The organism is Sphingobacterium sp. NPDC055431 (assembly GCF_053644255.1).
Window position 1 is genome coordinate 125,536 of the sequence record NZ_JBSHLH010000003.1, and the last position, 24,999, is coordinate 150,534.

Genomic DNA, 24,999 nt, shown 5'->3' on the forward strand with positions numbered 1-24,999 from the left:
CCAAGCCCCAGAGGGGGTGAAAAATTTTTCTATACTTTTTTGTGTCACCCTGAGGGTGCGCCCGAAGGGTCTCGGAACTATCAAATCTTTACTTGAAATAGTTTCCTCAACTTACGATTTCGGAAATGCACCGATCCTTAAAAAAAATCAAAATAGATTCTTCGTTTCACTCTGAATCTCTCTTTAGCACTCCTCCGATTCTGAACGATCAGTGAAGAATCTGTACGGTTCTTATAAAAATATGCTTGTCATCCTTTACCGAAGGTAAAGGACCTGTTCGCCAATACAGCAATGAATGTATTTCTTTTTGAAGGTTCGCATTTCTCCGAGAAGCTTCGTTCCTCAGCATGACACAAAAAAACCTAAATTTAACGACATTGCCGCTTGGGGTCTATGCCCCAAATTACTCTTCCTCAAAATTATATTTCAAGTCCCTAAAGTAATATACCTTATCCCTGATATTGATCTCCCGCAATACCCGACAAGGATTTCCTGCCGCAACTACATTTTCGGGAATGTCCTTGGTTACGACAGAACCAGAGCCAATCACTGTATTGCTGCCGATTTTCACACCAGGGTTGATCACCGTATTGCCTCCGATCCAGACATTGTCACCAATTTCAATGGGTAGGGCATATTCCCAACCTTCAACCCGCAATACAGGATCAACGGGATGTCCAGCGGTGAACAGGCTTACATTTGGAGCGATCATCACATTATCCCCGATCTTTACCTTGGCACAGTCCAAAATGGTCAGGTTATAGTTGGAATAGAAATTATCACCGATTTCAATATTGTATCCATAATCACAATAGAATGGTGGCTCAATAAAGAATCGGCTTGTGGTCTTCCCAAACAATTGTTTGATGATCTGGTTTCTCGCCTTGATCTTTGTAGGGTCCATTAGATTGAACTTCTGTAATTCCACTTTGGCATGTTGCCTTTCCTTAAATAGTTCATCTCCCGAAGCGATATAGGGTTCGCCAGCGATCATCTTTTCTTTTGAGCTTTTATTCATCTGTTATGTATTGTTGATTACTGATTTAATATACAAAAAATGGCTGGTTCGAGGCAAAATTAGCGGCATAACTTGTCGCATTTTCTTTGTTGTGGATAAGATTTTGGCTAAGAATAAGCTTCGGGAGAAGCTTTACCCTTATTCGAGCCATATTCGGAAAATTCGAAATATGTCTCGAATAAGGGTAAAGTTTGAATGGGTAAATTGGCTAAAAAACTTTCTTCTGAAGCCTTGGCTTTGACCTTAAAAATTGGAGGCCTTTTCGGTCGTCTGATCGAGTTCGGAATAAAGGTATGCAAAAGAGGCCACGAATCTATCAAGGCCTCTTCAAATATGTTGGATGAACTTTTAGTTTTTGCTGATCACGAAGTTCTCTTTGGTAATCCTCACTTTCTTCAAGTTTACCAACCAATCGTTTGATTCGTCGCGGTGACCTAAAGCCAAGATGGTTACAGAACGTAAACCTAATTCATTAAGTCCTAGGAATTGGTCCAGGGCTTGACTGTTAAAACCTTCCATCGGAGTGGCATCAACACGTTGTTCAGCAGCAGCGGCAATCGCGATACCAAAACCAATGTAGGCCTGGCGTGCAGCGTGTTCAAAATGCTGGTCTTTCGTCTGACTATTGAACCTGGTCATCAAGTTATTCTTATAGTCATTTGCGAAGCCAGCAGGCAATCCGCGTTCTTGCTCCTGTTGTAAGAACACTGAATCCACGCGCTCTTGGGTGTATTCATCGTATGCCGCAAAGATCAACAGGTGTGAAGAGTCAACGATCTGCGATTGGTTATATGCTAAAGGGAGAATCTGTTCTTTGATCTCTTGGTTGCTGATTTCGATTACCTTGAAAGGGTGTAGGCCAGAAGAAGTGGGGGCAAGCCTAGCAGCCTCGGTTATGTAATCAATTTTCTCTTGTTCTACAGCCGCTCCTGTCATTTTTTTAGTAGCGTATCTCCATTGTAAATCTTGTAGTAAGCTCATTCTCTTGAAATTTATGATAGTATTTTACGTTAAATCAATATGGATTTGATATAGCCATCAATGGCGTCCGCAAGGACAGCCGATGGACAGATGTTTTCCTTGCTGCTCAGGTCTAGCAAGTCCATGGCGACAATGCCATGCAGGATAGACCAAAGGGTCTTCAGTTTGAGGTATCGGTCAAGGTCCTTCTTTCCGCTGGCCTTGATCGCTTCATCGATCAGGGATAACATCAGGTTAGATACCCTTTTTATCTCTTCCGATTCGTTGGTTTTTTCGCAGGTTGGGATTCCCAGGCCAAACATGATCTCATAATGTTTGGGGTATTTTGCGGCGAACAACCAATATCCAACCGAAAGCTGTTTGATCTTTGTTGCGATGTTTTCTTGAGGGTCTATCTCCTGATTGATGGAATCCAGTAATTGGATAAATCCTTCCTTTACGAAATAAGCAGAAATAGCCTCCTTGTTTTCAAAATGCTTGTAGATCACAGGGACAGAATACTCGATGGCATCTGCAATCTTTCGAATGGAAAGCGACGCCCAACCTTCTTTTTCGACGATTTCTCGGGAGCAGACGATGATCTGTTCCTTAAGTTCTTGCTGTTGTCTGAGTTTTCTTTCTGTAAGTCCCATGCTGTATTTAGTTAACAGTGTTAGCAAAAGTAACAATGATATTTATATGTTGCAAACATCTATTAAAAACATACATCAAAATGACAATGAGCTTCGAGAAATAAATTCTAACTTTAAGGATGAACTTCTTAAAAAGTAAACGCAAGGTATCATTGGTCTTAGGCAGCGGCGGAGCTCGTGGACTGGTTCAAATTGGGGTAATTCGTAGTTTAGAGGAGAAAGGATATGAAATTGATGAGGTGGTAGGATGTTCGATCGGTTCTTTGATTGGAGCGGCCTATGTCGAAGGGAAAATGGGGAAACTGGAAGAATGGATGCGGTCCATTACCCGAAGGCAGGTCTTTAAACTGATGGATTTTACCAATCCAAAGTTTGGGCTGCTCAAAGGCGAGAGGGTCTTTGAATCCCTGAAAGAAATCTTCCCGGATAAGAACATCGAGGATATGGATATTCCATTTCGGGCCATCGCGACCGATATGGTAAGCGAAAAAGAAGTTGTGTTTGATAAAGGGAGCGTTTACAAAGCTATTCGGGCTTCCATTGCCATTCCAGCTGTTTTTACCAGTATAGAAAGCGAGGACTGGAACCTGGTGGATGGAGGGGTCATCAATCCATTGCCCATCAATTACGTCAGGAGGAAGCGAAGGAACATCATTATTGCGGTCAATCTCGATGGCAAACCGGATGCTGAATATGGGCCATACAATGGTGCAAAAGGACTGAATGCCATATCCATGCTTCAGGAGTCCTATTTTATGATGCGTAGACGATTGAGCCAACTATCGGTTGAACTGTACAAGCCCGATTACGTGATCAATATTCCCCATAATATCGCAGGGATTTGGGACTATGACAAAGCATCTTTTATGATCGAGAAAGGGAAGGAGCTAACGGACAAAGTGGTTCCTGATGTACCGATAAAAAAGAAGGAGACCAAGAAAAACAACAAAACTCCTAAAGAAAAAGAGAAAGAAAAAGAGGTCGTTTAATCGACCTCTAGCAATAATTTATTCATGTGGAGATTAAACTCCTCAGGATGTTCCAGGTTTGGAAGGTGCCCGCAATCTTCCATTTCAATATATTTTGAACCCTTGATTCCTTTTGACAGTTCTTCCATGAGATTGGCGGGGGTGATCTTGTCTTCTTTTCCGCGAACCACTAAAGTGGGAACATTGATCTTTGGAAGGACTTCCGTAGTGTCCGTTCGGGCTGCCAGTGCCAGCAAGGTTGCACAGATGGATTCGATGCTGTTCCTCCGGATACTGCTCTTGATCAATTCGATGGCATCGGGATTGGAATCAATGCTTTTTTTCGAGAACAGGTTGGCAATAAATCCAATGGCATAAGGTCTGCGACCATATTGCAATACTGCCTGTATGGCATCAAAACGCTTCTGTTTACCTGCATTTTCATCGGGTTTGCTGTGCGTATCGGAGAGGATCAGTCCAGAAATCCGATCTGGATACAATTCATAGGCCCTTAGGGCTATATAGCCTCCCATGGATACCCCACAGAGGACAGCTTTGTCAATTTCAAGTTTGCGCATGAATACGCCGAGGTCTTTAGCAAATACATCGATGGAAAAAAATCCATGACCTTTAGTTGTATTTCCATGTCCGCGAATATCGACTGCAATACCAGTAATGTTATCTTCTAAACTTTCGAGCTGATCTCGCCACATTTTTTTATTGAAGGGAAAACCATGTAGGAAAATGATCGTTTTTTCAGGTTGTTCGCTGGCCTTTTTGATATAATAGGAGATACTGATATCTCCAATCCGGATCTTGTTGCTTTTAATTATACGTTCCGCCATAATTTTAAATATATAAATATCAACACGATAAGCAAAATATAGTTTGAAAATGATCAAAAAAGGGAAAAAGGATTTGGAAAATCTAAAAAAGTCCCGATATTTGCGCCACCTCAAAGGACAATTTGTCCTTTAAAGAATGCGCTCATAGCTTAATTGGATAGAGCATCTGACTACGGATCAGAAGGTTAGGGGTTCGACTCCCTTTGAGCGCACTTTCTTTTATAAACACAGCCATAACATCTTCCTTTAAAAATTGAATTCCCGTAGCGAAAAGGGGAAAAATAAGTCATTGAGGCTGAAAGGAATTGGTTTTAAATGTGAAAAAAAATTTTGCTGAGGATATTATTTCCTTATATTTGCATCACCAAAACAGAAAGGGCGTCAGTCGTATAGTATTGGTTGCCGCGCTCATAGCTTAATTGGATAGAGCATCTGACTACGGATCAGAAGGTTAGGGGTTCGACTCCCTTTGAGCGCACTTGGAAAGAGCCTAATTCTTATACGGGATTAGGCTTTTGTTTTTTTACATCTAAAAAAATAACAACACATTATGCTAAACCTAGTTTTATTCGGACCTCCGGGGGCAGGTAAGGGGACCCAATCGGCTAAATTGATCGATAAATATGCCTTGCACCATATTTCTACTGGAGATATGTTCAGAGGGCACATCAAAAATCAGACTCCACTGGGCAAAGAAGTGAGTCAGATCATTGCTGATGGTAATTTGGTTCCTGACTCGATTACAATTTCTATGTTGGAAGAGGAGTTGAAAAACAATCCTGAAGCTAAAGGGTTTATTTTTGATGGATTCCCACGTACAGTAGCTCAAGCAGAGGCATTGGATAAATTTTTGGAAGCGAACAATACGTCGATCACTGGAGTGATTGCATTGGATGTGGATGAAAATGAACTTACCCAGCGTATCGCTAAGCGTCAGGAGATTTCAGGACGTGCGGATGATGCAGCTGACAAATTGAAAAAACGTATCGAAGAATACTTCGGAAAGACCATTCATGTGTTGCCTTACTACGAAAATCAAGGTAAGTTGACAAAAGTGAACGGTATCGGTGAAATCGAAACGATTTTTGCCGACCTTTCAAACGTTATCGATAATTATTAATAAAAATATTCTGAATAGGGAGAGATATGGCTCAGGGGTCAAATTTTGTTGATTATGTAAAAGTATGTTGCCGTTCTGGACACGGAGGTGCCGGATCAGCCCATTTGCACCGTGATAAACACACGGCAAAAGGGGGACCTGACGGTGGTGATGGTGGTCGCGGTGGACATATTATCCTGAAAGGGTCGCATCAGCACTGGACTTTATTGCACCTGAAATTCAGAAAACATATTATTGCTGAACCCGGTGAATCTGGGGGAAGTGCTTTGCGTACCGGTGCAAACGGAAAGGATGAAATCCTGGAGGTGCCGCTGGGTACCGTTGCCAAGAATGCCGAAACTGGAGAGGTCCTATTCGAAATCACCGAAGATGGAGAAACCAAGATTTTGACAGCAGGAGGAAAAGGTGGACTGGGTAACTGGCACTTTAAATCCTCTACCGTTCAAACACCAAGGTTCGCTCAACCGGGATTACCGGGTAAAGAGGAGTGGATGATCTTGGAATTGAAGGTATTGGCAGATGTTGGTTTGGTGGGTTTCCCAAATGCGGGTAAATCGACCTTACTATCTGTGGTATCGGCAGCAAAACCTGAAATTGCAGATTACCCCTTTACGACCTTGGTGCCAAATCTAGGGATCGTAAGTTACCGTGATGGGAAGTCATTTGTAATGGCCGATATCCCCGGAATTATCGAAGGGGCATCTGAAGGTAAAGGCTTAGGACACCGTTTCCTGAGACATATCGAAAGAAATTCGGTACTGCTTTTCTTGGTGCCTGCAGATACTGACCGTAGCATCGCTGAAGAATACGAGATCCTATTGAATGAATTGACCGCCTATAATCCGGAATTATTGGATAAGCCAAAGCTTTTGGCAATCAGTAAATCTGATATGCTGGATGAAGAACTGGAAAAGGAAATGGCCCTTCAAGTACCGAAAGGAATTCCTTACCTATTTATTTCTTCCGTTACCGGAAAAAATATCCAGCAACTGAAGGACATGATCTGGAAAGAAATCAATTCTTAATGATATATGAAAGCCATCGAAAGATGGCTTTTTTTTGAACCAGGATTCAAGAGATTCGAGGATAGACCAAGATTATGGCAGACATTCCGCTGGAAATCTTTATTTTTTCTGTCGTGTTGAGGAACGAAACATCTCGGAACAATCCAAACTTCCAATAATAATTCCATCATTTATTTTGTCACATACAGTTTCTTAGCCCTCGGTTATAGCTGCGATTGGCGTACAGTTCCTTGACCTTCGGTCAAGGATGACAGGGTCGGTGGGAGGAGAACCGTATAGATTCTTCGCGTTTCTCAGAATGCTCTTTAGCACATTTCCAATTCTGAACGAAAAGTGAAGAATCTGTAAGTAAATGTCCAAATACCTGCTGTCATCCCCATCGAATCATAAAGTGGCTGTAAGCGATACGCTCCTATCAAATATGCCGAACATATACGGGAATTTTGATCTTGGTCCATCCTCCCATCCATTGAATCCTGGTTCATGCCCAAATCTTGGTCCATCCTCCCATCCCTTCAATCCTGGTTCAAACTCTCCCTCAAAACTCCTGTCTTTTTTCCTTATTTTCGCAACAATGGATTTATCATTAAAGGAATTTTTGGACCGTAAAGTGGAGGAATTCAACCAACCGAATTTTATTCCTAATGACCCCATCAGTATTCCGCATCAATTTTCATTAAAGCAGGATATTGAAATCATGGGGTTCTTTGCGAGCATATTGGCTTGGGGACAACGGAAAACCATTATCAATAAATGTAATGAGCTTATCCAACGTATGGATGGCAGTCCCTATGATTTTATGCTGAACCATCAGGGGCATGATCTGAAAAATATGTTAGGTTTCAAACATAGGACCTTCAATGATACCGATCTCCTTTACTTCATCAGTTTTTTCCATTACCATTACCAGCATTTCGACAGCTTGGAAGATGCCTTTTTGCAGATTGAGGAAGGAGAGGAGTTTACTGTGGAGCAATCCTTAAATGGTTTCAAATCCTATTTTTTCTCTTTGGCGGATTTTCCGGAAAGGACCCGGAAGCATGTGAGTTCGCCAATGCAGAAATCAAGTTGCAAGCGTTTGAATATGTTTCTGCGCTGGATGGTAAGGAAAGATGATAAGGGCGTGGATTTCGGGATCTGGAACAGGATTGATGCCAAAGATCTGATCTGTCCTTGCGATGTGCATGTGGAAAGGGTAGGCCGGAAGTTCGGGTTGATCCAATCGGATAAGGTAAATTGGAAAACAGCCTTGGAACTGACCGAGAATCTGCGGACCTTGGATCCCAAGGATCCTGTTAAATATGATTTTGCTCTGTTTGGACTGGGAGTTGCTGGGGAGTTATAGGCACTTAGTAAAAGGGGATATACATTTCCTTGTGTTTACCCGCATCCTTATATTCGAATTCATCAGAAATAAATTCAAAGCCCATATCCAAATAAAAAGGGTATGCTATTTCTCGGGCAATGCACCATAGATAATCTCCATGTAACTGGGATTTGATATGGTCGATTGCTGCTCCTAATAATTCTTTTGCATAGCCTTTTCTTCTGGCTTCGGGGGCAGTTGCCATTCCCCGCAAACGGTACCCTTCATGTGGAAGCTTGGGATTGTTGGTTCTGTGAACGGTCAGAACACATTGTAGTTGGTTTTCATCGTCATACAGCCCTAAGTGGAAGCTGTCTGGCCTTAAATCTTCGGGGTTGACACAAAGCTCCAGAGCCTTGCCTTTTTGCAATACAGCGCTTCTTAACGGCAAAGTATCTTCTACTTTGATAAATCGGATCATCGGCTTGCCAGTTTCTGTAGGATATCGACCAATCTATTGGAATAACCAAACTCATTGTCATACCAGCCTACAACTTTGACCAAGCCTCCCACAATACTGGTCAGTTCCGAATCAAAGACGCATGAATAGGGATTATTGATGATATCCACGGATACGATGGGGTCTTCGGTATAGTATAGTACATCCTTTAATTCACCTTCTGCAGCTTCCTTAAATTTTTGGTTGATTTCTTCCACCGTTGTTTTTTTTGCCAGGTTGCAGGTGAAGTCCGTTAGAGAGCCATTTAGGACAGGTACCCTGATTCCGGCGCCTCCAAGTTTGCCATCCAGATGTTTGAAGACATTGGTGATGGCTTTTGCAGCTCCGGTAGTTGTCGGTATGATGGATGCAGATGCCGCCCTTGACCTTCGGAGGTCACGATGGGGTGCATCATGTAGATTTTGATCGCCGGTCATGGAATGTACCGTTGTGATATAGCCATCCACTATTTCCCAGTTTTCATCCAAGATCTTGATCAGTGGCGCGACATTGTTGGTCGTACAGGATGCATTGGAGAAGATTGGGCTGTTCCAATCAAAATCCTTATCGTTGATGCCTAATACTACGGTCGGGATCTCTTTGTCAGGGGAAGGGGCAGACATGACCACCTGTTTTGCTCCAGCATCCAGATGTTTTGCTGCCAATTCTGCCTTGACGAAGAAGCCTGTGGATTCCACGACCACGTCAATATCCAGATCTTTCCAAGGCAGGTCCCCTGGATTTTTCTGGTTTAATATCAGGATGGATCTGCCATCAATGATCAAATGATTTCCATCAAAATCTACCGTTCGATTCAATGGTCCATGGACCGAATCGTATTTGAATAAATGTGCCAATGTCTTTGCATCTGCAAGGTCATTAATGGCAACAACCTCCATCTGGTCGAGGTTTCTGCTCAGTAGATTTCTGAGGGTATGGCGGCCAATACGGCCAAAACCATTGATGGCAATTCTCATTATTTGTTAAATTCAGCGATTACTTCATTGATGTTTTTTTCACCTTCCCAATAAGTTTTCAATTGGCCGTCTGGACCATAAACATAATTGGCAGGGAACATATTCGGGATATGGAACTTTTGAACAAACTCTTGGTTTCTATCCCACAGCATCTGAACATTTGGTTTTCCGTCAAGTTCTTTTCCGAAGGTTGTGAAGAACTGCGCCATCAGAGCAGGGTCATTCATGGACACATAGATCACATTGATGTCCTTGATCTTATCGTAATTTTTAGCTAAACCTTTGGTTTCATTTTGACAGTGGCTACATCCTGGATCGAACAGTACGAATACGGTATTCTTTCCAGCAGGCAGGTCAGCCTTGGTAAAAGAGATCCCAGATTTTACTTTATAAAAATTGAACTCAGGGATACTCAAAGCTGCAGCTTTTGTTGTTTGGGGAGCAGCAGGAGCAGGGTTGCTTGATTGTGCCGTATGCTCGTGAGCAGAGTGGTCATGGGCAGCATGGTCATGGCCGGCATGTTCATCATGTGCTTCCGTATTTTCTGTTTTCTGCGGTTGGTTATTGCATCCCACAGCTAATACACCTAAAGAAAGGCAAAGAGAGGATAGGATTAATTTATTTCTCATGTCTTGTGTTTAAGATTCAAAACTAATAAAAAATATAGAGTATGCCGGCTGCGATCCTAGAATAAACATTATTTTGACATAATAAATGGCCTATTCTGACCGAAGGATTTAAGATTGCATAAAAAAAGGCCCTGAATGTTCAGGGCCTTCTATTTTTCAGGTAGATTCCAAGTATTATGGAGTTACTACTTTAGCTTGTTTTTTGTCTTTTTCTTTTGCAGAGTCTGCTAAGTGTTTACCAGCACTTAGGTCATAAATAGCAGGAGCTGCCAAGAAGATAGAAGAGTAAGTAGCTACTACGATACCCACAAGGATAGCGAATGAGAAACCACGGATAACCTCGCCACCAAAGACGAACAATACAGCTAACACGAAGATTACAGTCAATGATGTAATTACGGTACGGCTTAATGTGGAGTTGATCGCTTTGTTGATGGTAGTACCCATGTCCTCATGGTGTGCATTTGGTTTCTTCAAGTATTCACGTAGACGGTCAAATACAACCACCGTGTCGTTCACCGAGTAACCTAATACGGTTAGGATCGCTGCAACGAAGTGTTGGTCAATATCCAATGAGAACGGTACGATACCATCTAAGATCGAGAATAGCCCCAATAGGATGATCGCATCGTGAACTGTTGCAATCGCTGCACCAGCTGAATATTGCCATTTGTGGAAACGAATCAAGATATATGCTGCAATTACGATAATCGATAAGATTGACGCATAGATAGCACGGTCGCGGATGTCACTAGCAATGGTTGGTCCTACTTTTTGTTGAGATAGGATTTCGTATTTGTTTCCTTGAATTTTCGAAAGACCTTCATTCAATTTACTTAATACTTCCTTGTCAGCTTCATCACTTGTTTCTTCAATATGATAAGAAGTCGTGATACGCATTTGGTTTTCACTACCGAAAGTCTTAACCTCTGTTGTAGTACCAAAGATATTGTCTAGGTTCTCACGAATAACTTCAGGAGCAACGTTTTGATCATAACGAACGGTATACGTACGACCACCTTGGAAGTCTACTCCATAAGAGAAACCTTTGACCATGATGGCAGCAAATGATAGGATCACCGCAATAACTGAAATTCCGTATGCAATTTTTCTTTTCTTGATGAATTGGAAGTTTGCATTTTTCAAGGTATGGTTTGACCAAGGGAATGACAAAGTGATTTTCATGTCTTTGCTCAACATGTATTCGAAAATCAAACGAGTGATGAAGATCGCTGTGAACAAAGAGGTAATAATACCGATCATTAACGTTGTTGCAAAACCTTGGATAGGACCAGAACCTGTAAAGAATAGGATCAAACCTACCAAGAATGTCGTAATCTGCGAGTCAAGGATCGAAGGCATGGCATGTTTATAACCATCGGCAACAATCTGACGAGGTGATTTACCCAAAGCCTGTTCCTCACGCATACGCTCATAGATCAGTACGTTTGCATCCACCGCGGTACCCATCGTCAAAACGATACCTGCGATACCAGGTAGGGTCAGTACAGCATTCAAGGAAGCAAGAACTCCCATTAAGAAGAATACATTGAAGATTACAGCAATATTTGCAGCAATACCTGCACGGTTGTAATAAGCGATCATGAACGCCATAACAACGATGATACCGATAACTGCTGAGTTTACACCTGAATCAATCGCCACTTGACCTAATGAAGGACCTACGATAGCTTCTTCAACGATCTTAGCAGTTGTTGGAAGCCTACCAGCTTTCAATACGTTAGCTAAGTCTTTGGTGTCTTCAATAGTGAAGTTACCTGAGATTTGAGAATTACCGTTAGGGATTTCTTCGTTTACTCCAGGAGCAGAATACACGACACCATCCAATACGATAGCGATAGCGTCTCTGTTTTGTGCCGCTTGGGCAGTTACACGTTTCCATTGACGAGCACCATCAGCGTTCATTTCCATAGAAACGATAGGGCTGTTTTGTTGGTCGAATCCGTCACGAGCATCGGTAATAACCTCGCCCGTCATTACAGGACCGTTTTCAGCACCAGTAGTTTTGATCGCATATAACGAAAGGAAATCCTTTGCATTGTTTTCAGGTTTTACAGCCCATAACAATTTCAAGTTACCAGGGATAATCGATTTTACCTCTGGACGAGCAAGCAAAGCATTTACTTTAGCAGTGTCTTTCAAGTTAGCATATCCTACCACAGCACCAGGTGCCAATTGTTGTTGGCCGTTTTGGCTGAAGGTAGAAGGAGATAATACAGCAAATAGAGGATTGTCTGCTAGAGCAGCTGCATTAGGTTGTGCTGAAGAGTCAGCTTTTGCAGAGTCAGAAGACTTTTGGTTAGCCCCTAATTTTGCCAATAAGTTATCTTCTTTCTTAGTGCTGTCTGCAGCTGTAGTAGCAGCAGTAGAATCAGAAGCAACGTTTGCAGCTGGTTTATCAGCTTTCAAGGTCGTTGCCAATGTTCTGTTCACATTTTCTAATAAAGAATATACTTGTGGGTTTTGGTAAGTTTCGTAGAATTCCAACTTCGCAGAACCTTGTAAAAGCTTACGAACACGTTCTTCATCGTTTACACCAGGCAATTCGATCAAGATACGGTTGGTTCCTTGTTGGATTTGGATGTTTGGAGAAGCTACACCGAATTTATCGATCCGCGTACGCAAAACTTTATAGGAGTTTTGGATAGCGTTGTCAGCTTCTTTGTCCAAGAAATTACGGACATCCGATTCAGAGCTGTTACCAGAGATTACAGCGGAGTTATCTTTTGTAGCAAAGAAAGAAGCAATCGGCGTGCTTGCACCGGTCGCTTTATATTCATTTAAAAATAAATCAATCAACGAAGTGTTGGTCGTTTTACTTTTTTTCACTGCATTTTCTAATGCTTTGTTGAAGTTTGCATCCTTAGGATTGTCTGCTAAATTGGCGATCAATTCGTTCAATGAAATTTCCATTGTAACGTTCATACCACCTTTTAGGTCCAAGCCTAGTGCAATTTCATTGGATTTTGCTTCGCGATAAGTGAATTTAGCGATACCTATATTATATACTTCCTCACCAGCAATGGAATCTAGGTAGGCTTTTTCTTTAGCCATGTCGCCTTTGGCGTATTCCGCTGCGTCTTTCTCAACTTTTCTAGTTACAAAAGTGAATGATAAGGAGTAGAGGCACGCTAAGGAAACCACTATCACCAAAAATTTAATCAGCCCTTTACTCATTGTCTAATCGTAATAAATTATGGTTTTTTATGTTTTTTTTAAGCTTAATAATATTTTACCAAGATTCGCAAAGGTATAAAAAAATTATATAATGAAAATAGTATATCAAACTTAATACGGAAAAAGTTGTTATTAAATATTGTCTTCATTTTCAATTAGAATGGAATCGTCAAATTCCTAATTTTCTGTGTTATTATTGGGTTAAACTTTTTGGCGATAGCCAAGCATTCTTTTCCACATTCTTCCGATCAATTCCTTATTCAATTACCCTAAAATGCCCTGAATTCAGGGATGTTTTCCTTTGGTCCATTTCGATAAGTTTGCAACTCTGATCGATGAACATTGGCTTTTTACGGACTATTAATTAAATAAACAGAAACAATATGAACAGAAATGATTTGAAAATGAATGAGGAAAGGATTCAGGACAATAAGACATTAGGTGTCGTATCCTACTTGACTTGGATTGGTTTGTTAGTGGCATTTTTGATGAACAGGGACAAGAACGATCCCTTTGTCAAGTTCCATATTCGCCAAAACCTAGGTTTGTTTATCCTGGGCCTGGTTGCAGGTGTCTTGCACTATATACCAGGGGTAGGAGTGATTGTTGCTTATCTAGTCTTTATCGTACTGTTTATCTTTTGGGTAATCGGATTGATCGGCGCTATCAATGGGAAGGAAAATGCAGTTCCAGTGGTTGGGCCTATGTTCCAGGAATGGTTCAAGGGTTTTTAGTGTCTAGGATTTGATCCATTAAAAAAGGCTTTTCGGTATCCGAAAAGCCTTTTTTATACATTTTAATTCAGCTTATTTCAAAGTGAATTTAAATCCTAAGCTAAAACGAGCAGCTTCGAAGTTTGAGCTGTGAGAAAGGTTCCACCAAGGTTTCCAGTCAAAATGTAATGCTAAAGGAGCAGCAGGGATTTTGTACTCAAGACCAGCAGCTGGACGTACAGCAAACCAAGTCTCATCACCACCGAAACCTAACTGAGGACCAACACCTACATACCATCCTAAACCGTTTGTACCAGCGAATTGTTGGTTGTAAGAGTAGTCAGCTCCAACTGCGGTGAAGTTATCACCGAATAAAACTTGCGCGTTACCAGCATTGTTTCCACCGAATGAATGTTTGATCTGTGGGCCAAACAAAGTTGCGCCATCACCTAAGTCAATAGCTAAACCGATTGCTGTTTTATAAGGAGTCTGAGCTTTTGCTTCGTTAAAACCAAAAACTAATGCAGCTGCAGCTGCTAATGATAGTAATGTCTTTTTCATAAATATTGTGTTAATTAAACTTTAATTTATACATGAATAGCAATTAGCTTGCCAAAAATTTAACATTCCTTTAACTAATTGCTCAATTACCTGTTTTCCGGTAGTTGTACCTTAATGTCGATTTTATGTAAATAGTTATTTAGAGTTTTATTATTTTATAAATTTTCGTAAATTTGCCTCGCAAATAGGAAACCCCATTTAATATTTGCTATGCAATTAGATCCACAAAAATTCGTACAAGAAGGACTTACCTACGACGATGTATTATTAATTCCTGCATATTCAGAAATCTTACCTCGTGACGTAGACACAAGTACATTCTTAACTAAGAAAATCAAATTAAATATTCCTTTGGTATCGGCCGCTATGGACACCGTAACAGGTGCTGATCTAGCGATAGCGATTGCTCAGGCAGGCGGAATCGGTATGTTACATAAGAATATGACGATCGCGGAACAAGCAGCTGAAGTGCGCAAAGTAAAGCGTTCAGAAAGCGGAATGATCCAAGATCCGGTCACCTTATTGGAAAATGCAACCGTAGGTGATGCTTTTCAGATCATGAAAGATCATAAAATCGGTGGTATTCCGGTTATTAATTTGGAAAGTAAGCTGGTTGGGATTGTTACAAACCGTGACCTTCGCTTCCAGAAAGATATGGCCCGCCCGATTAGTGAACTGATGACCAAAACCAATTTGGTGGTTGCTCCTGAAGGGACCGATCTAATCAAGGCTGAAGAGATCCTTCAGAACCATAAGATTGAAAAACTACCAGTAGTTGATACAAACGGTGTCTTGAAAGGATTGATTACTTTTAAAGACATTCAGAAATACAAACACTATCCTAATGCAGCAAAAGATGAACATGGTCGTCTATTGGTTGGTGCAGCGGTAGGAGTTACGCCAGATACCCTAGAACGTGTTGAAGCTTTAGTTAAAGCTGGTGTTGATGTGGTTACCATTGATACTGCACACGGACATTCCCTAGGTGTTATCAATAAATTGAAAGAGGTAAAGGCTGCATATCCTAACCTACAGGTGATCGTAGGAAACATTGCAACGGGAGATGCAGCGAAAATGTTAGCAGACGCTGGTGCAGATGCGGTTAAAGTGGGTATTGGTCCCGGATCAATCTGTACAACCCGTATCATTGCTGGTGTAGGTGTTCCTCAATTGTATGCCGTTTATGAAGTCGCTAAGGCTTTAAAAGGGACTGGTGTACCATTGATCGCTGACGGTGGTATCAAACAGACAGGAGACATTGCGAAAGCAATTGCTGCCGGCGCAAATACCATTATGGCTGGTTCATTGTTTGCCGGTGTTGAAGAAGCACCAGGTGAAACTATCCTATTAGAAGGTAGAAAATTCAAGTCCTATCGTGGAATGGGTTCTGTAGAAGCTATGGAAAAAGGTTCTAAAGACCGTTATTTCCAAGATGTGGAAGATGATATCAAGAAATTGGTTCCAGAAGGAATCGTAGGTCGTGTACCATATAAAGGGACCTTGGCAGAGGTAGTTTACCAATATATCGGGGGATTACGTGCTTCTATGGGTTACTGTGGTGCTGCAACCATTGAAAAATTACAAGAAGCGAAGTTTGTTCGTATCACAGGTGCTGGATTGCGTGAGTCTCATCCTCATAATATTCAAATTACTAAAGAGGCACCTAACTACAACAGTAGAGGATAAACTCGCCTCCATGGGGTATTTAAACAGGGTTATGGTTTTGCCATAACCCTGTTTTGTTTTCGCCCATTTCCTTTTTGTTCATTTTGTAATATGTCTCATTTTTAGTAACTTGAGAATCCAAAATATATTTTTATTTAACAATTACATAATAACAAGCTTATGGGAAAAGGAGATAAAAAAAGTAGAAAAGGAAAGATCATCATGGGTTCATACGGTAAAAAAAGGCCTAGAGATCCATGGAAACATAAGACCACAGTAAAGTCTACAGAAGAAAAATCTAAATAGAACATATTTTCTGAAATGTAAGAAGCATCTTGAAGAAAGGTAAAACTGGAGCAAGATGCTTTTTCTTTTGTGTTGATATTAGTTAAAATTATCCTTTCCTTAAATTTTCTGCTTGTATTTTATAGAAAAATTGGGTCAATTCTTTCTATAAAATTAGCGTGACATATAGAGATTATCTATGCAATAATTCTGTAAAGCGTTGGAAGTATTCTATATTTTAGCGGACCTACCAATTGAGGGATGGATTTATGCAGGAAATTATAGACAAAATTTATAGTATAGTTTGGAGTGATGCCTTGGTGTACTTGTGCCTTTTGGCAGGGGTGTATTTTACGGTTCGCTTTAAATTTCCACAACTAATTTATTTGAAAGAGATGATCCGCCTTCTCTTTAAAGGCAATAGTTCCAAAAAGGGAATATCCTCTTTTCAGGCTTTTTCATTGGCCATATCGGGTCGGGTGGGGACAGGCAACATTGCTGGTGTGGCTACAGCCATTGGTATGGGTGGACCAGGCGCCGTATTCTGGATGTGGATCATTGCTTTCTTGGGAAGTTCATCGGCGATTATTGAGGCCACTCTTGGTCAATTGTATAAAGAGGAAAAGGATGGGCAATACCGCGGTGGACCAGCCTATTATATCCAAAAAGGGTTAAAGAGTAAGGTGTTTGCTTGGATATTTGCCATTGTGACGATCATCAGTACGGGTTTCTTATTGCCAAGTGTGCAGAGCAATAGCATTGCCTTGGCCATGAAGTCAGCTTTTGACCTTTCTCCAATGGTTATCGGAATCTTTTTGGTGCTGTTATTGGGTTTTATCATTATCGGTGGTGTAAAAAGAATCTCTAAGGTTGCCGAATATGTGGTTCCATTTATGGCTGGTGCATATATCTTAATGGCCGTTGTCATCATAATCCTAAACATCCAGCAAGTTCCGGCGGTTTTTAAACTGATCTTCCAGTCAGCCTTGAATTTGGATGCCACATTTGGCGGGATCGTGGGTTCCGCGATTTCTTGGGGTGTAAAACGTGGGATCTATAGCAATGAAGCCGGTCAAGGTACTGCGCCACATGCTGCAGCAGCTGCCGAGGTGAGCCATCCTGTAAAACAGGGTTTGGTACAGGGTTTTTCAGTTTATGTGGATACTTTATTTGTTTGTACGGCTACGGCGTTGATGATCCTGTTTACAGGGCAATATAATGTAGCAGATTCCGCTGGCGGATTTATTGTGCAGCACATCCCAGGTATTGAAGCAGGTCCGGAGTTTACCCAATTGGCCGTTTCGCAGCATTTTCCTTCCTTAGGGGCGGGTTTCATTGCCATCGCATTGATGTTTTTTGCTTTTACAACGATTATGGCCTATTACTATATCGCCGAATGTAATGTGAGCTTTATAGGAAAGAACAGGAGCAGGACTGCCTTGATCTGGGTTTTGAGGGTGATGATTTTGGGTTCGGTCTATCTAGGATGTATTTCAACAGCCAAGATGGCCTGGGACCTGGGCGATATTGGTGTAGGAATGATGGCTTGGCTAAACATGATCGCCATTATTTTGTTGCACAATAAGGTCTTGAAACTTTTCAAGGATTATAACCAACAACGAAAGGATGGAAAGGATCCGGTTTTTAATAATGCTGAAACGAAGTTTTCAGATGTGGGGATTTGGGAGAAAAATAAAAATATATAATTACCTATGGCTAAATTAATTAATCTGAACGTTTTTAAGGATTTCTTTGCGTCGAGTAACGCGGGTGGGATCATGTTGTTTCTATGTGTTATCCTATCCATGATCATTGCAAATAGTCCCTTGGCGGCAGCCCTTCAAAATCTTTTGGACCTGCCACTAGGTTTCGAAACAGAATCCATTCACTTGAAATATTCAGTTCTGCTGTGGATCAATGATGGTCTGATGGCTGTTTTCTTTTTATTGGTAGGGTTGGAGATCAAACGTGAAATCGTGGAAGGTGAACTGTCTTCACCTAAAAAAGCGAGTTTACCGATTTTATGTGCTATTGGTGGTGCTGTGGTGCCTGCATTGATCTATTTGTCCTTTAATGCTGGACAGGAAACGGCAAGTGGTTGGGGTATCCCAATGGCGACGGACATTGCCTTTGCATTGGCGGTGATCAATCTGTTGGGAAACAGGATTCCTTCCAGTCTCAAGATATTCCTAGCTGCCTTGGCTATCGTGGATGACTTGATCGCTATTTTGGTAATCGCGTTTTTCTATTCTTCGGGAATTGAATTGACTTATCTATACTATGCAGTTGCGGGTATGGTTGTATTGATCCTGATGAACAAATTCAATGTGCTGAATCCTTACCTGTATTTGATTCCGGGTGTGTTTATTTGGTATTTTATCCATCATTCCGGTATCCACGCTACTATTGCTGGGGTTTTGGTGGCGATGACCATTCCTACCAATGATACGGCAATTGAATCGCCATTGGAGCGTTTGGAGCATGCCTTGACCAAGCCGGTTAACTTCTTGATCATTCCACTTTTTGCTTTTGCCAATACCAATATAACCCTGGAAAAGGAAATGTTGGGCGGACTGACTTCTGGCTTAGGGTTGGGGATTTCATTGGGATTATTGGTGGGGAAACCGATCGGTATCCTGTTAACTTCCTTTTTATGTACGAAGGCTAAACTAAGTTCTCTACCTGAAGGAAGTAATTGGAAGCATATTATTGGAGTAGGGCTGTTGGCTGGTATTGGTTTTACCATGTCCATCTTTATCGCCATCTTATCGTTTAGCAATCCAGACCATGTTTCTGAAGCTAAACTATCCATTTTATTGACTTCTTTATTGGCGGGGGTATTTGGATATCTCGCCTTAAATTCCAAGAAAGAATATAAGTAATTAACAAAGGGAGGCTGATAAATGCCTCCCTTTTTTTATTGTGAATTTGCCCTTACGATTTGGATATTGCCAGTTTCCAATTTGTTTTCCAGCCATTTCTTTAATTTGCCAAGTTCCTCAGCGTTTATATCCTTCTGAGCATTGTATGTAATGATATTCTGGTAATGACTGCTGTCGGATGATACAACGACCAGTTGTTTTCCTATGCTGTAGGGTGCCAATTCAGGGAATAGGATATTGATTTCCTTGATTAGGTTCTGGTCATCGAAGGTATAGGAAGCGAGTTCTTTCCTTAGGTTCTGGATCGTCACATCCTTTTCAGAGACATTTCTAGATTGCCTGTTGATCTCTGCCAAAATATCTCTTTTGAGATCTGTGCTGTCCTGTCTGATCAGGAGATCCGTATTTTCTAGATTATAAGTAGCTAACTTCATTTTGAGATCCTTGATTTCCAAGGAGTCGAATTTCTTGTCCAGGAAAGCAAGTTCAATCTTTTTGGGCCTGCTGTTGAAATAGGTGTTCTCGTAAATCAAGGTGTAGCCCTTGTTCACAAATTCATTTTGGATGAAATTATCAACGTTTTGGCTGTATTTCTTTTCTTGTAGAAGGAGGTAAGCCAAATAGAAGCTTGGAATTAGGATCACCAAGATCAGGGTACTGATGGTTCTTGTAATACGTTTTTCCTTGGCTTCATCCACGAATTTTACTTTAGGGTATTTCAAGAATTTAACGATCAAGAAGGTTGAGATACAGATAAAGAAACAGTTGATGGTGTAAAGGTAAAGTGCTCCGCCGAAATAACTGAAATTGCCGATGGCGAGACCATATCCGGCTGTACAGAGGGGTGGCATGAGGGCGGTGGCAATCGCAACTCCGGGGATAGGATTTCCCTTTTCCACCCTGGTCAATGCTATTACGCCTGCTAAGCCACCAAAGAATGCGATGAGGACATCATAAATGTTTGGAGCGGTACGAGCCAGTAATTCCGATTGCGCTTCCTTAAATGGGCTTAAAAGAAAGTATACAAAGGAAACAAATAGACTGACAACCGTGGCAATAGCCAGATTCTTGATCGATTTCTTCAATAGGGTAAAGTCATAGGTCCCTAAGGCAAAGCCCGCACCTACAATCGGACCCATCAATGGAGAAATTAACATGGCGCCGATGATGACAGCCGTGGAGTTGACATTCAGTCCAACCGAGGCAACAACAATGGCACATGCCAAAATCCATACATTGGCCCCGCGAAAAGATATGCTGGAGGTGACGTTTTCCAAAACCTTATCCTTCGCTTCTTCCCCAAAATGTAAATTTAAAAATCTGTAAAGTTTGTTCATGGCAGTGTGATTCTGCCTGCAAAAATATCGTTTAATATGAATTGAAAAAATAAAAAAGGGAGCATTCGAGAAAAAATATCAAGGACTTATTTACTTCGTAATTAAGTCCTGAATTGATTGGGCGTGGTGCCCGTAATGCTCTTAAAAGACTTGTGGAAGCTCACAAAATTATTGAATCCAGAATCATAGCATACTTCTTTCAGGCTAATGTTGCTGTTCCGCAATTGAAAACAGGCATGTGATATCCTGACTTCGTTAATGAATTGCACCGGCGTTTTTCCGGTTTTATTCTTAAAATAGCGGCAAAAGGAGTTTTCGGTCATTCCGGCAACCTTGGCCAGGTCCTGAAGCATGATTCTGTGTTTGTAGTTTTCACGAATGTAGCCCATCAGGCTGTTCATCCGATATTGGTCTTCTGACTGATTGAGAATGGAATAATTTGTACTGATCAATTCCTCGGCTACTAGGTTGGATGCCTCCTGCAAGCATTCCAATAAGAGGAAAAACTTGGTCATTCCGCTGGATTGGATGCATTTCTGGATCTGCAGGTCAAATAAACCATCCTGATCAATGGGGATATACCTGCCTCTACTCGTTTGATCCAACAGCTGTTTGATCTGTACTAACTCAGGTGCTTGCAAAAACTTCTCTATTCCAAAGTCCTGGATAAAATGGACAACAACACAATCTATTGTTTCTTCAGGCTTTTCTGGATTGGATATTTCATCAAAAAGCCAATAATGAGGGATCTGAGATGGGATAAGCACAGCAATTCCAGCATGGAAACTCTTTATTCGGTCACCAATAAAAAGAGTTCCCGATCCTTTCTTGACATAGACCAGTTCCCATTCTTCATGATAATGCCAAATGGATTGATGCTTGGGGAAATAATCCCTTCGCATCTGGAAACTTTGATTCTCTGTTTTTGGAACAGTGAGTTGCTTGATGATCATAATGTCTAATTTATTCATAAAAATTGAATTGCAAAGGCCGTGAATGGTAAAATAGTTTATTAATTAGGTAATATAGTTCAATACTTTTTGCTGAAATATCTCGTATTTAGTTTCTCAATTATATTCCACACTATGAACAATAGGAGTAACACTATAGCTATCGTATTAATCACGTCCCTGTTTTTTTTCTGGGGATTTATCCATAACCTGGACCCTATATTGATAGCTCACCTCAGGAGTGCGTTCAGTTTGACCCATCTTCAAGCCTCTTTGGTGGATTCAGCAGTGTTTATTGCTTATTTGGTCATGGGTATTCCGGCCGGTCTGATTATGCAGAAGTATGGGTATAAGGTTGGGATTTTAGTGGGGTTGATCCTTTTTGCGGTAGGATGTTTTTTGTTTGTGCCGGCAGCCAACACGATGAGCTATATGTTCTTTCTTTCTGCTTTATTCGTGGTGGCCTGTGGAATCACGATTCTGGAAACCGCTGCAAACCCCTATATGACTGTCTTAGGGGATCCTAATACAGCCACCCAACGTCTGAATTTCGCCCAATCTTTTAATGGTTTGGCTGCTTTTGTTGCTCCGATCGTCGGAGGGAAGTTTATTCTGACGGAAGATCCCAAAACCGTTGAACAGGTTGCGGCCTTGACTGATGCGGAGCGTTTGGCCTATATACAGACGGAAACGGCCGTGGTAAAAGGGCCCTATGTTATTTTGGGGGTCATTATTTTGGTAGTTGCATTGATCTTTTTCTTCATCAAGTTGCCTGAAGTAAAGGAAGAAGAGGGCGAAGGAAAAGGCTTTTTAAAGGCCTTGAGGCATAAAAACGTTGCTTGGGCCGTCCTTGCACAGTTCTTTTATATTGGTGCACAGGTCTGTGTGTTGAGCTTTTTGATCGTATATGCCGTGGAAGTATCAGGTATTGAAGCTAAAGATGCTAAATACTATGCAGGGGTTGCTGGCTTGATGTTTATGTTAGGGCGATTTGTTGGGACCTTCTTTATGCGTTATATCGCTCCAGCGAAGCTGTTGTTGTATTACGCCGCTATCTCGGCCTTACTGACCTTATTGTGTATTTTTGGTACAGGAGTCATCACGCTTTACAGTATGGTTGCCATAGCATTTTTTATGTCGATCATGTTTCCAACGATCTTTGCGATTGGGGTAGAGGGTACAGGTGCGGATACTAAATCTGCATCAAGTTTGATCATTATGTCCATTGTAGGAGGGGCTTTATTGCCTCCGGTTTTGGGGTATGTGTCAGATTTGACCGGTCATATGCAATACGGGTATTTTGTGGTATTGGTTTGTTTCTTGGTGGTGGCCTTGTTTGCTACCCAAAACAAGAGCGATAAACTGATTGTTAAACAGGGACATTGATAAATAGATTATGAGTATTAAAAGATATGCCATGGCTTTGGATCTGGTTGATGATCCAAAAATGATCGCTGAATATGAAGATCACCATAGGCGAGTTTCTGCTGAAATCAAAAAGTCGATTACTGATGCTGGTGTAACGGTGATGGATATATATCGCTTTGCTAATCGCCTGTTTATGATCATGGAGGTTGATGAGAGCTTTAGCTTTGAGCGAAAAGATAAGATGGACGCTGAGAATCCTGCTGTGCAGGTTTGGGAGCAGTTGATGTGGAAATATCAGCAGTCTATTCCAGGATCTAAACCTGGCGAAAAATGGGTAATGATGGAACAAATATTTGAATTATAGTACCAAATGGAAAAAGAGAGATTGGAGTTTTTACAAATCCATCCTAAAGATAATGTCCTGGTGGCTCTTCGTGACCTGCCAGCTGGCTATTCCCTGGAATTTGAAGGGAAAGAAATCAGCCTGAAAAGAGCTGTGGCTGCCAAGCATAAGTTTACCATAGATCCTTTCCAAAAGGACGATGAGGTTTATATGTACGGCGTTTTGGTGGGAAAGGTGAATGAAGACCTGCAAAGTGGCGAGTTATTGGATGTAAATAACCTGCGCCATGCCGCTGACGATTTTAAACTAGGCGATAGAAAATTAGAATGGCAAAAGCCTGATGTGTCTGCATTCTTAGGAAGAACGTTTCGAGGTTACCATAGGAGTAATGGATTGGTAGGGACGGCTAATTATTGGTTGGTTATTCCATTGGTGTTCTGTGAGAACAGGAACGTGTTGACCTTGAAGTCGGCATTGGAAGAGAAATTAGGTTACCAAGTTGAATCGAAAGATTATTCGGATGAGGTGGATGAGTTGATTTCCAGATATCAAAGTGGAGCTTCCATAGATGATCTGATGTCTGTGGACTTGAGTGCCGCGAGAGAGAACAAGGCTAAAAAGAGGCTTTTTTCCAATGTAGATGGCGTGAAATTCCTGAACCATGATATGGGATGTGGTGGAACAAGGATGGATTCGGATGCCCTATGTGGCCTATTGGCTGGATACATTACGCATCCCAATGTTGCGGGAGCAACAGTGTTGAGCCTAGGATGTCAGCATGCCCAAGCTTCTATTTTGAAAGCTGAGATTGCAAAACGAGATCCCCATTTTGATAAACCGTTGTTTGTATTTGAGCAACAGTTTGAAGGGACGGAGCAGGAGTTGATGCAGAAAGCTATCAAATCAACCTTTACTGGTTTGGTAGAGGCAAATAAACTGGAACGCCAAGAAGCAGGGTTGGATAAACTGTGCATAGGACTGGAATGTGGAGGTTCAGATGGTTTTTCTGGTATTTCTGCAAATCCGGCACTAGGTTACCTTTCGGATATGTTGGTAAGCCTAGGAGGCTCGGTCATCCTTTCGGAATTCCCAGAGTTGTGTGGTGTAGAACAGGAATTGAGCGATCGATGTATAGATGAACCTACCGCAGAGAAGTTTATTCAGTTAATGCGAACATACAACGCGAAAGCGGAGGCTGATGGCTCTGGATTCTATATGAACCCATCGCCAGGTAATATCCGCGATGGATTGATCACGGATGCAATTAAATCAGCTGGAGCTGCAAAGAAAGGTGGGACTTCTCCCGTGGCAGCTGTAGTAGATTATCCTGAATTGGCAAACGGTCCTGGTTTAAACCTGCTATGTACTCCTGGAAATGATGTAGAGAGTACCACGGCTGAAGTTGCGGCTGGAGCCAATGTGGTTTTGTTCACTACCGGGTTGGGAACTCCAACAGGGAATCCGATTACTCCGGTTATCAAGGTGGCGTCCAATACGAAAGTCTACAATAAAATGAACGATGCAATCGACCTGAACTGTGGGACCATCATCGATGGGGAAGAAAGCATTGAGGAAGCTGCACACCGCATCTTGAATTATGTCATTGCAGTTGCAAGTGGTGAGGAAACAGCAAAAGCAGTTAAGCTTGGTCAGGATGATTTTATTCCTTGGAGACGTGGAGTTTCACTTTAGTAAAT

General features: G+C 41.5%; 23 protein-coding genes and 2 tRNA genes. 14 read left to right on the top strand and 11 right to left on the bottom strand.

The window, feature by feature from the left end:
* Positions 1-403 precede the first annotated feature (403 nt).
* The 3 genes from ACWIB3_RS05105 to ACWIB3_RS05115 all read right to left on the bottom strand — a co-directional run bounded on the left by ACWIB3_RS05105 (position 404) and on the right by ACWIB3_RS05115 (position 2,631).
* Positions 404-1,018 carry a sugar O-acetyltransferase gene (locus tag ACWIB3_RS05105; protein ID WP_313258855.1) on the bottom strand — a complete coding sequence of 205 codons (615 nt, stop codon included), beginning with the start codon at positions 1,016-1,018 and terminating at the stop codon, positions 404-406.
* Positions 1,019-1,366: 348 nt separating this feature from the next.
* Positions 1,367-1,999 carry a nitroreductase family protein gene (locus tag ACWIB3_RS05110; protein WP_313190482.1) on the bottom strand — a complete coding sequence of 211 codons (633 nt, stop codon included), beginning with the start codon at positions 1,997-1,999 and terminating at the stop codon, positions 1,367-1,369.
* Positions 2,000-2,028: 29 nt separating this feature from the next.
* Positions 2,029-2,631 carry a TetR/AcrR family transcriptional regulator gene (locus ACWIB3_RS05115; RefSeq protein ID WP_454291061.1) on the bottom strand — a complete coding sequence of 201 codons (603 nt, stop codon included), beginning with the start codon at positions 2,629-2,631 and terminating at the stop codon, positions 2,029-2,031.
* A gap of 119 nt (positions 2,632-2,750) precedes the next feature.
* Here ACWIB3_RS05115 and ACWIB3_RS05120 point away from each other — a divergent pair, with 119 nt between their 5' ends.
* On the top strand, positions 2,751-3,620 hold the full coding sequence (locus tag ACWIB3_RS05120; RefSeq protein WP_454291062.1) for a patatin-like phospholipase family protein: 870 nt from the start codon (positions 2,751-2,753) through the stop codon (positions 3,618-3,620).
* Here ACWIB3_RS05120 and ACWIB3_RS05125 read toward each other — a convergent pair.
* Positions 3,617-4,444, bottom strand: coding sequence for an alpha/beta fold hydrolase (locus ACWIB3_RS05125; protein ID WP_313258848.1), 828 nt, complete (start codon positions 4,442-4,444; stop codon positions 3,617-3,619). The genes ACWIB3_RS05120 and ACWIB3_RS05125 overlap by 4 nt on opposite strands.
* A 138-nt stretch (positions 4,445-4,582) precedes the next feature.
* Between ACWIB3_RS05125 and ACWIB3_RS05130 the strand changes: the two genes are divergently transcribed.
* From ACWIB3_RS05130 to ACWIB3_RS05150, 5 genes are all read left to right on the top strand, one after another.
* A tRNA-Arg gene (locus ACWIB3_RS05130) sits at positions 4,583-4,656 on the top strand.
* 192 nt (positions 4,657-4,848) lie between these two features.
* A tRNA-Arg gene (locus ACWIB3_RS05135) sits at positions 4,849-4,922 on the top strand.
* A gap of 72 nt (positions 4,923-4,994) precedes the next feature.
* Positions 4,995-5,564 (top strand): adenylate kinase, encoded by a 570-nt coding sequence (locus ACWIB3_RS05140; RefSeq protein ID WP_185211480.1) that lies wholly within the window; start codon positions 4,995-4,997, stop codon positions 5,562-5,564.
* 26 nt (positions 5,565-5,590) lie between these two features.
* Positions 5,591-6,589 carry a GTPase ObgE gene (gene obgE, locus ACWIB3_RS05145; protein WP_454291063.1) on the top strand — a complete coding sequence of 333 codons (999 nt, stop codon included), beginning with the start codon at positions 5,591-5,593 and terminating at the stop codon, positions 6,587-6,589.
* A 574-nt stretch (positions 6,590-7,163) separates the two neighbouring features.
* The gene (locus ACWIB3_RS05150; RefSeq protein ID WP_313258845.1) at positions 7,164-7,934 is read left to right on the top strand and encodes a TIGR02757 family protein; all 771 of its coding nucleotides are present in this window, start codon (positions 7,164-7,166) and stop codon (positions 7,932-7,934) included.
* 4 nt (positions 7,935-7,938) lie between these two features.
* Here the strand turns inward: ACWIB3_RS05150 and ACWIB3_RS05155 are convergent, their stop codons facing one another.
* The 4 genes from ACWIB3_RS05155 to secDF all read right to left on the bottom strand — a co-directional run bounded on the left by ACWIB3_RS05155 (position 7,939) and on the right by secDF (position 13,198).
* Positions 7,939-8,376 (bottom strand): GNAT family N-acetyltransferase, encoded by a 438-nt coding sequence (locus ACWIB3_RS05155; protein WP_454291064.1) that lies wholly within the window; start codon positions 8,374-8,376, stop codon positions 7,939-7,941.
* Entirely contained in the window at positions 8,373-9,371 is a 999-nt protein-coding gene (gene gap, locus ACWIB3_RS05160; RefSeq protein ID WP_454291065.1) for a type I glyceraldehyde-3-phosphate dehydrogenase, read from the bottom strand. The genes ACWIB3_RS05155 and gap overlap by 4 nt, the downstream gene beginning before the upstream one ends.
* Entirely contained in the window at positions 9,371-10,000 is a 630-nt protein-coding gene (locus ACWIB3_RS05165) for a peroxiredoxin family protein (protein WP_313258839.1), read from the bottom strand. Before ACWIB3_RS05165 ends, gap begins: the two co-directional genes overlap by 1 nt.
* Positions 10,001-10,174: 174 nt before the next feature.
* Positions 10,175-13,198 (bottom strand): protein translocase subunit SecDF, encoded by a 3,024-nt coding sequence (gene secDF / locus ACWIB3_RS05170; protein ID WP_313258836.1) that lies wholly within the window; start codon positions 13,196-13,198, stop codon positions 10,175-10,177.
* 383 nt (positions 13,199-13,581) lie between these two features.
* Between secDF and ACWIB3_RS05175 the strand changes: the two genes are divergently transcribed.
* Positions 13,582-13,932, top strand: a complete 351-nt coding sequence (locus ACWIB3_RS05175) for a DUF4870 domain-containing protein (protein WP_454291066.1) — start codon at positions 13,582-13,584, stop codon at positions 13,930-13,932.
* Positions 13,933-14,004: 72 nt separating this feature from the next.
* On the opposite strand, the gene ACWIB3_RS05180 is transcribed toward ACWIB3_RS05175, so the two are convergent.
* On the bottom strand, positions 14,005-14,472 hold the full coding sequence (locus ACWIB3_RS05180) for a hypothetical protein (RefSeq protein ID WP_185211489.1): 468 nt from the start codon (positions 14,470-14,472) through the stop codon (positions 14,005-14,007).
* A 210-nt stretch (positions 14,473-14,682) separates the two neighbouring features.
* Here ACWIB3_RS05180 and guaB point away from each other — a divergent pair, with 210 nt between their 5' ends.
* From guaB to nhaA, 4 genes are all read left to right on the top strand, one after another.
* Complete coding sequence (gene guaB, locus ACWIB3_RS05185) at positions 14,683-16,158, top strand: IMP dehydrogenase (RefSeq protein ID WP_093095148.1); 1,476 nt, start codon at positions 14,683-14,685, stop codon at positions 16,156-16,158.
* 159 nt (positions 16,159-16,317) lie between these two features.
* Positions 16,318-16,443 carry a 30S ribosomal protein THX gene (locus tag ACWIB3_RS05190; RefSeq protein WP_093095150.1) on the top strand — a complete coding sequence of 42 codons (126 nt, stop codon included), beginning with the start codon at positions 16,318-16,320 and terminating at the stop codon, positions 16,441-16,443.
* A 248-nt stretch (positions 16,444-16,691) separates the two neighbouring features.
* On the top strand, positions 16,692-18,128 hold the full coding sequence (locus ACWIB3_RS05195; RefSeq protein WP_313258832.1) for an alanine/glycine:cation symporter family protein: 1,437 nt from the start codon (positions 16,692-16,694) through the stop codon (positions 18,126-18,128).
* A 6-nt stretch (positions 18,129-18,134) separates the two neighbouring features.
* Positions 18,135-19,304, top strand: a complete 1,170-nt coding sequence (gene nhaA, locus ACWIB3_RS05200) for a Na+/H+ antiporter NhaA (protein ID WP_185217209.1) — start codon at positions 18,135-18,137, stop codon at positions 19,302-19,304.
* A gap of 35 nt (positions 19,305-19,339) precedes the next feature.
* Here nhaA and ACWIB3_RS05205 read toward each other — a convergent pair whose 3' ends face one another.
* Both ACWIB3_RS05205 and ACWIB3_RS05210 read right to left on the bottom strand, forming a co-directional pair.
* Complete coding sequence (locus tag ACWIB3_RS05205; protein ID WP_254528361.1) at positions 19,340-20,641, bottom strand: DUF389 domain-containing protein; 1,302 nt, start codon at positions 20,639-20,641, stop codon at positions 19,340-19,342.
* 101 nt (positions 20,642-20,742) lie between these two features.
* The gene (locus ACWIB3_RS05210; protein ID WP_313258829.1) at positions 20,743-21,612 is read right to left on the bottom strand and encodes an AraC family transcriptional regulator; all 870 of its coding nucleotides are present in this window, start codon (positions 21,610-21,612) and stop codon (positions 20,743-20,745) included.
* 114 nt (positions 21,613-21,726) lie between these two features.
* On the opposite strand from ACWIB3_RS05210, the gene fucP reads away from it, so the two are divergent.
* Genes fucP through ACWIB3_RS05225 form a run of 3 tightly spaced genes read left to right on the top strand, consistent with a single transcriptional unit; the run spans position 21,727 to position 24,994 of the window.
* Positions 21,727-22,977 (top strand): L-fucose:H+ symporter permease, encoded by a 1,251-nt coding sequence (fucP, locus tag ACWIB3_RS05215; protein WP_454291067.1) that lies wholly within the window; start codon positions 21,727-21,729, stop codon positions 22,975-22,977.
* Positions 22,978-22,993: 16 nt separating this feature from the next.
* Entirely contained in the window at positions 22,994-23,323 is a 330-nt protein-coding gene (locus ACWIB3_RS05220) for an L-rhamnose mutarotase (protein WP_093097687.1), read from the top strand.
* 6 nt (positions 23,324-23,329) lie between these two features.
* Positions 23,330-24,994: a UxaA family hydrolase gene (locus ACWIB3_RS05225; RefSeq protein WP_454291068.1), complete on the top strand. Its 1,665-nt coding sequence runs from the start codon at positions 23,330-23,332 to the stop codon at positions 24,992-24,994.
* The last annotated feature ends 5 nt before the right edge of the window (positions 24,995-24,999 follow it).

Excerpts from the sequence above, each read along its gene's own strand:
- ACWIB3_RS05125 (WP_313258848.1), bottom strand. The coding sequence starts at position 4,444 with ATGGCGGAACGTATAATTAAAAGCAACAAGATCCGGATTGGAGATATC.
- ACWIB3_RS05105 (WP_313258855.1), bottom strand. The coding sequence starts at position 1,018 with ATGAATAAAAGCTCAAAAGAAAAGATGATCGCTGGCGAACCCTATATC.
- ACWIB3_RS05110 (WP_313190482.1), bottom strand. The coding sequence starts at position 1,999 with ATGAGCTTACTACAAGATTTACAATGGAGATACGCTACTAAAAAAATG.
- ACWIB3_RS05175 (WP_454291066.1), top strand. The coding sequence starts at position 13,582 with ATGAACAGAAATGATTTGAAAATGAATGAGGAAAGGATTCAGGACAAT.
- ACWIB3_RS05140 (WP_185211480.1), top strand. The coding sequence starts at position 4,995 with ATGCTAAACCTAGTTTTATTCGGACCTCCGGGGGCAGGTAAGGGGACC.
- ACWIB3_RS05180 (WP_185211489.1), bottom strand. The coding sequence starts at position 14,472 with ATGAAAAAGACATTACTATCATTAGCAGCTGCAGCTGCATTAGTTTTT.
- ACWIB3_RS05195 (WP_313258832.1), top strand. The coding sequence starts at position 16,692 with ATGCAGGAAATTATAGACAAAATTTATAGTATAGTTTGGAGTGATGCC.
- obgE (WP_454291063.1), top strand. The coding sequence starts at position 5,591 with ATGGCTCAGGGGTCAAATTTTGTTGATTATGTAAAAGTATGTTGCCGT.
- ACWIB3_RS05115 (WP_454291061.1), bottom strand. The coding sequence starts at position 2,631 with ATGGGACTTACAGAAAGAAAACTCAGACAACAGCAAGAACTTAAGGAA.
- ACWIB3_RS05210 (WP_313258829.1), bottom strand. The coding sequence starts at position 21,612 with ATGAATAAATTAGACATTATGATCATCAAGCAACTCACTGTTCCAAAA.
- ACWIB3_RS05120 (WP_454291062.1), top strand. The coding sequence starts at position 2,751 with ATGAACTTCTTAAAAAGTAAACGCAAGGTATCATTGGTCTTAGGCAGC.
- secDF (WP_313258836.1), bottom strand. The coding sequence starts at position 13,198 with ATGAGTAAAGGGCTGATTAAATTTTTGGTGATAGTGGTTTCCTTAGCG.
- ACWIB3_RS05225 (WP_454291068.1), top strand. The coding sequence starts at position 23,330 with ATGGAAAAAGAGAGATTGGAGTTTTTACAAATCCATCCTAAAGATAAT.
- gap (WP_454291065.1), bottom strand. The coding sequence starts at position 9,371 with ATGAGAATTGCCATCAATGGTTTTGGCCGTATTGGCCGCCATACCCTC.
- ACWIB3_RS05155 (WP_454291064.1), bottom strand. The coding sequence starts at position 8,376 with ATGATCCGATTTATCAAAGTAGAAGATACTTTGCCGTTAAGAAGCGCT.
- ACWIB3_RS05205 (WP_254528361.1), bottom strand. The coding sequence starts at position 20,641 with ATGAACAAACTTTACAGATTTTTAAATTTACATTTTGGGGAAGAAGCG.
- ACWIB3_RS05190 (WP_093095150.1), top strand. The coding sequence starts at position 16,318 with ATGGGAAAAGGAGATAAAAAAAGTAGAAAAGGAAAGATCATCATGGGT.
- guaB (WP_093095148.1), top strand. The coding sequence starts at position 14,683 with ATGCAATTAGATCCACAAAAATTCGTACAAGAAGGACTTACCTACGAC.
- ACWIB3_RS05165 (WP_313258839.1), bottom strand. The coding sequence starts at position 10,000 with ATGAGAAATAAATTAATCCTATCCTCTCTTTGCCTTTCTTTAGGTGTA.
- ACWIB3_RS05150 (WP_313258845.1), top strand. The coding sequence starts at position 7,164 with ATGGATTTATCATTAAAGGAATTTTTGGACCGTAAAGTGGAGGAATTC.
- fucP (WP_454291067.1), top strand. The coding sequence starts at position 21,727 with ATGAACAATAGGAGTAACACTATAGCTATCGTATTAATCACGTCCCTG.
- nhaA (WP_185217209.1), top strand. The coding sequence starts at position 18,135 with ATGGCTAAATTAATTAATCTGAACGTTTTTAAGGATTTCTTTGCGTCG.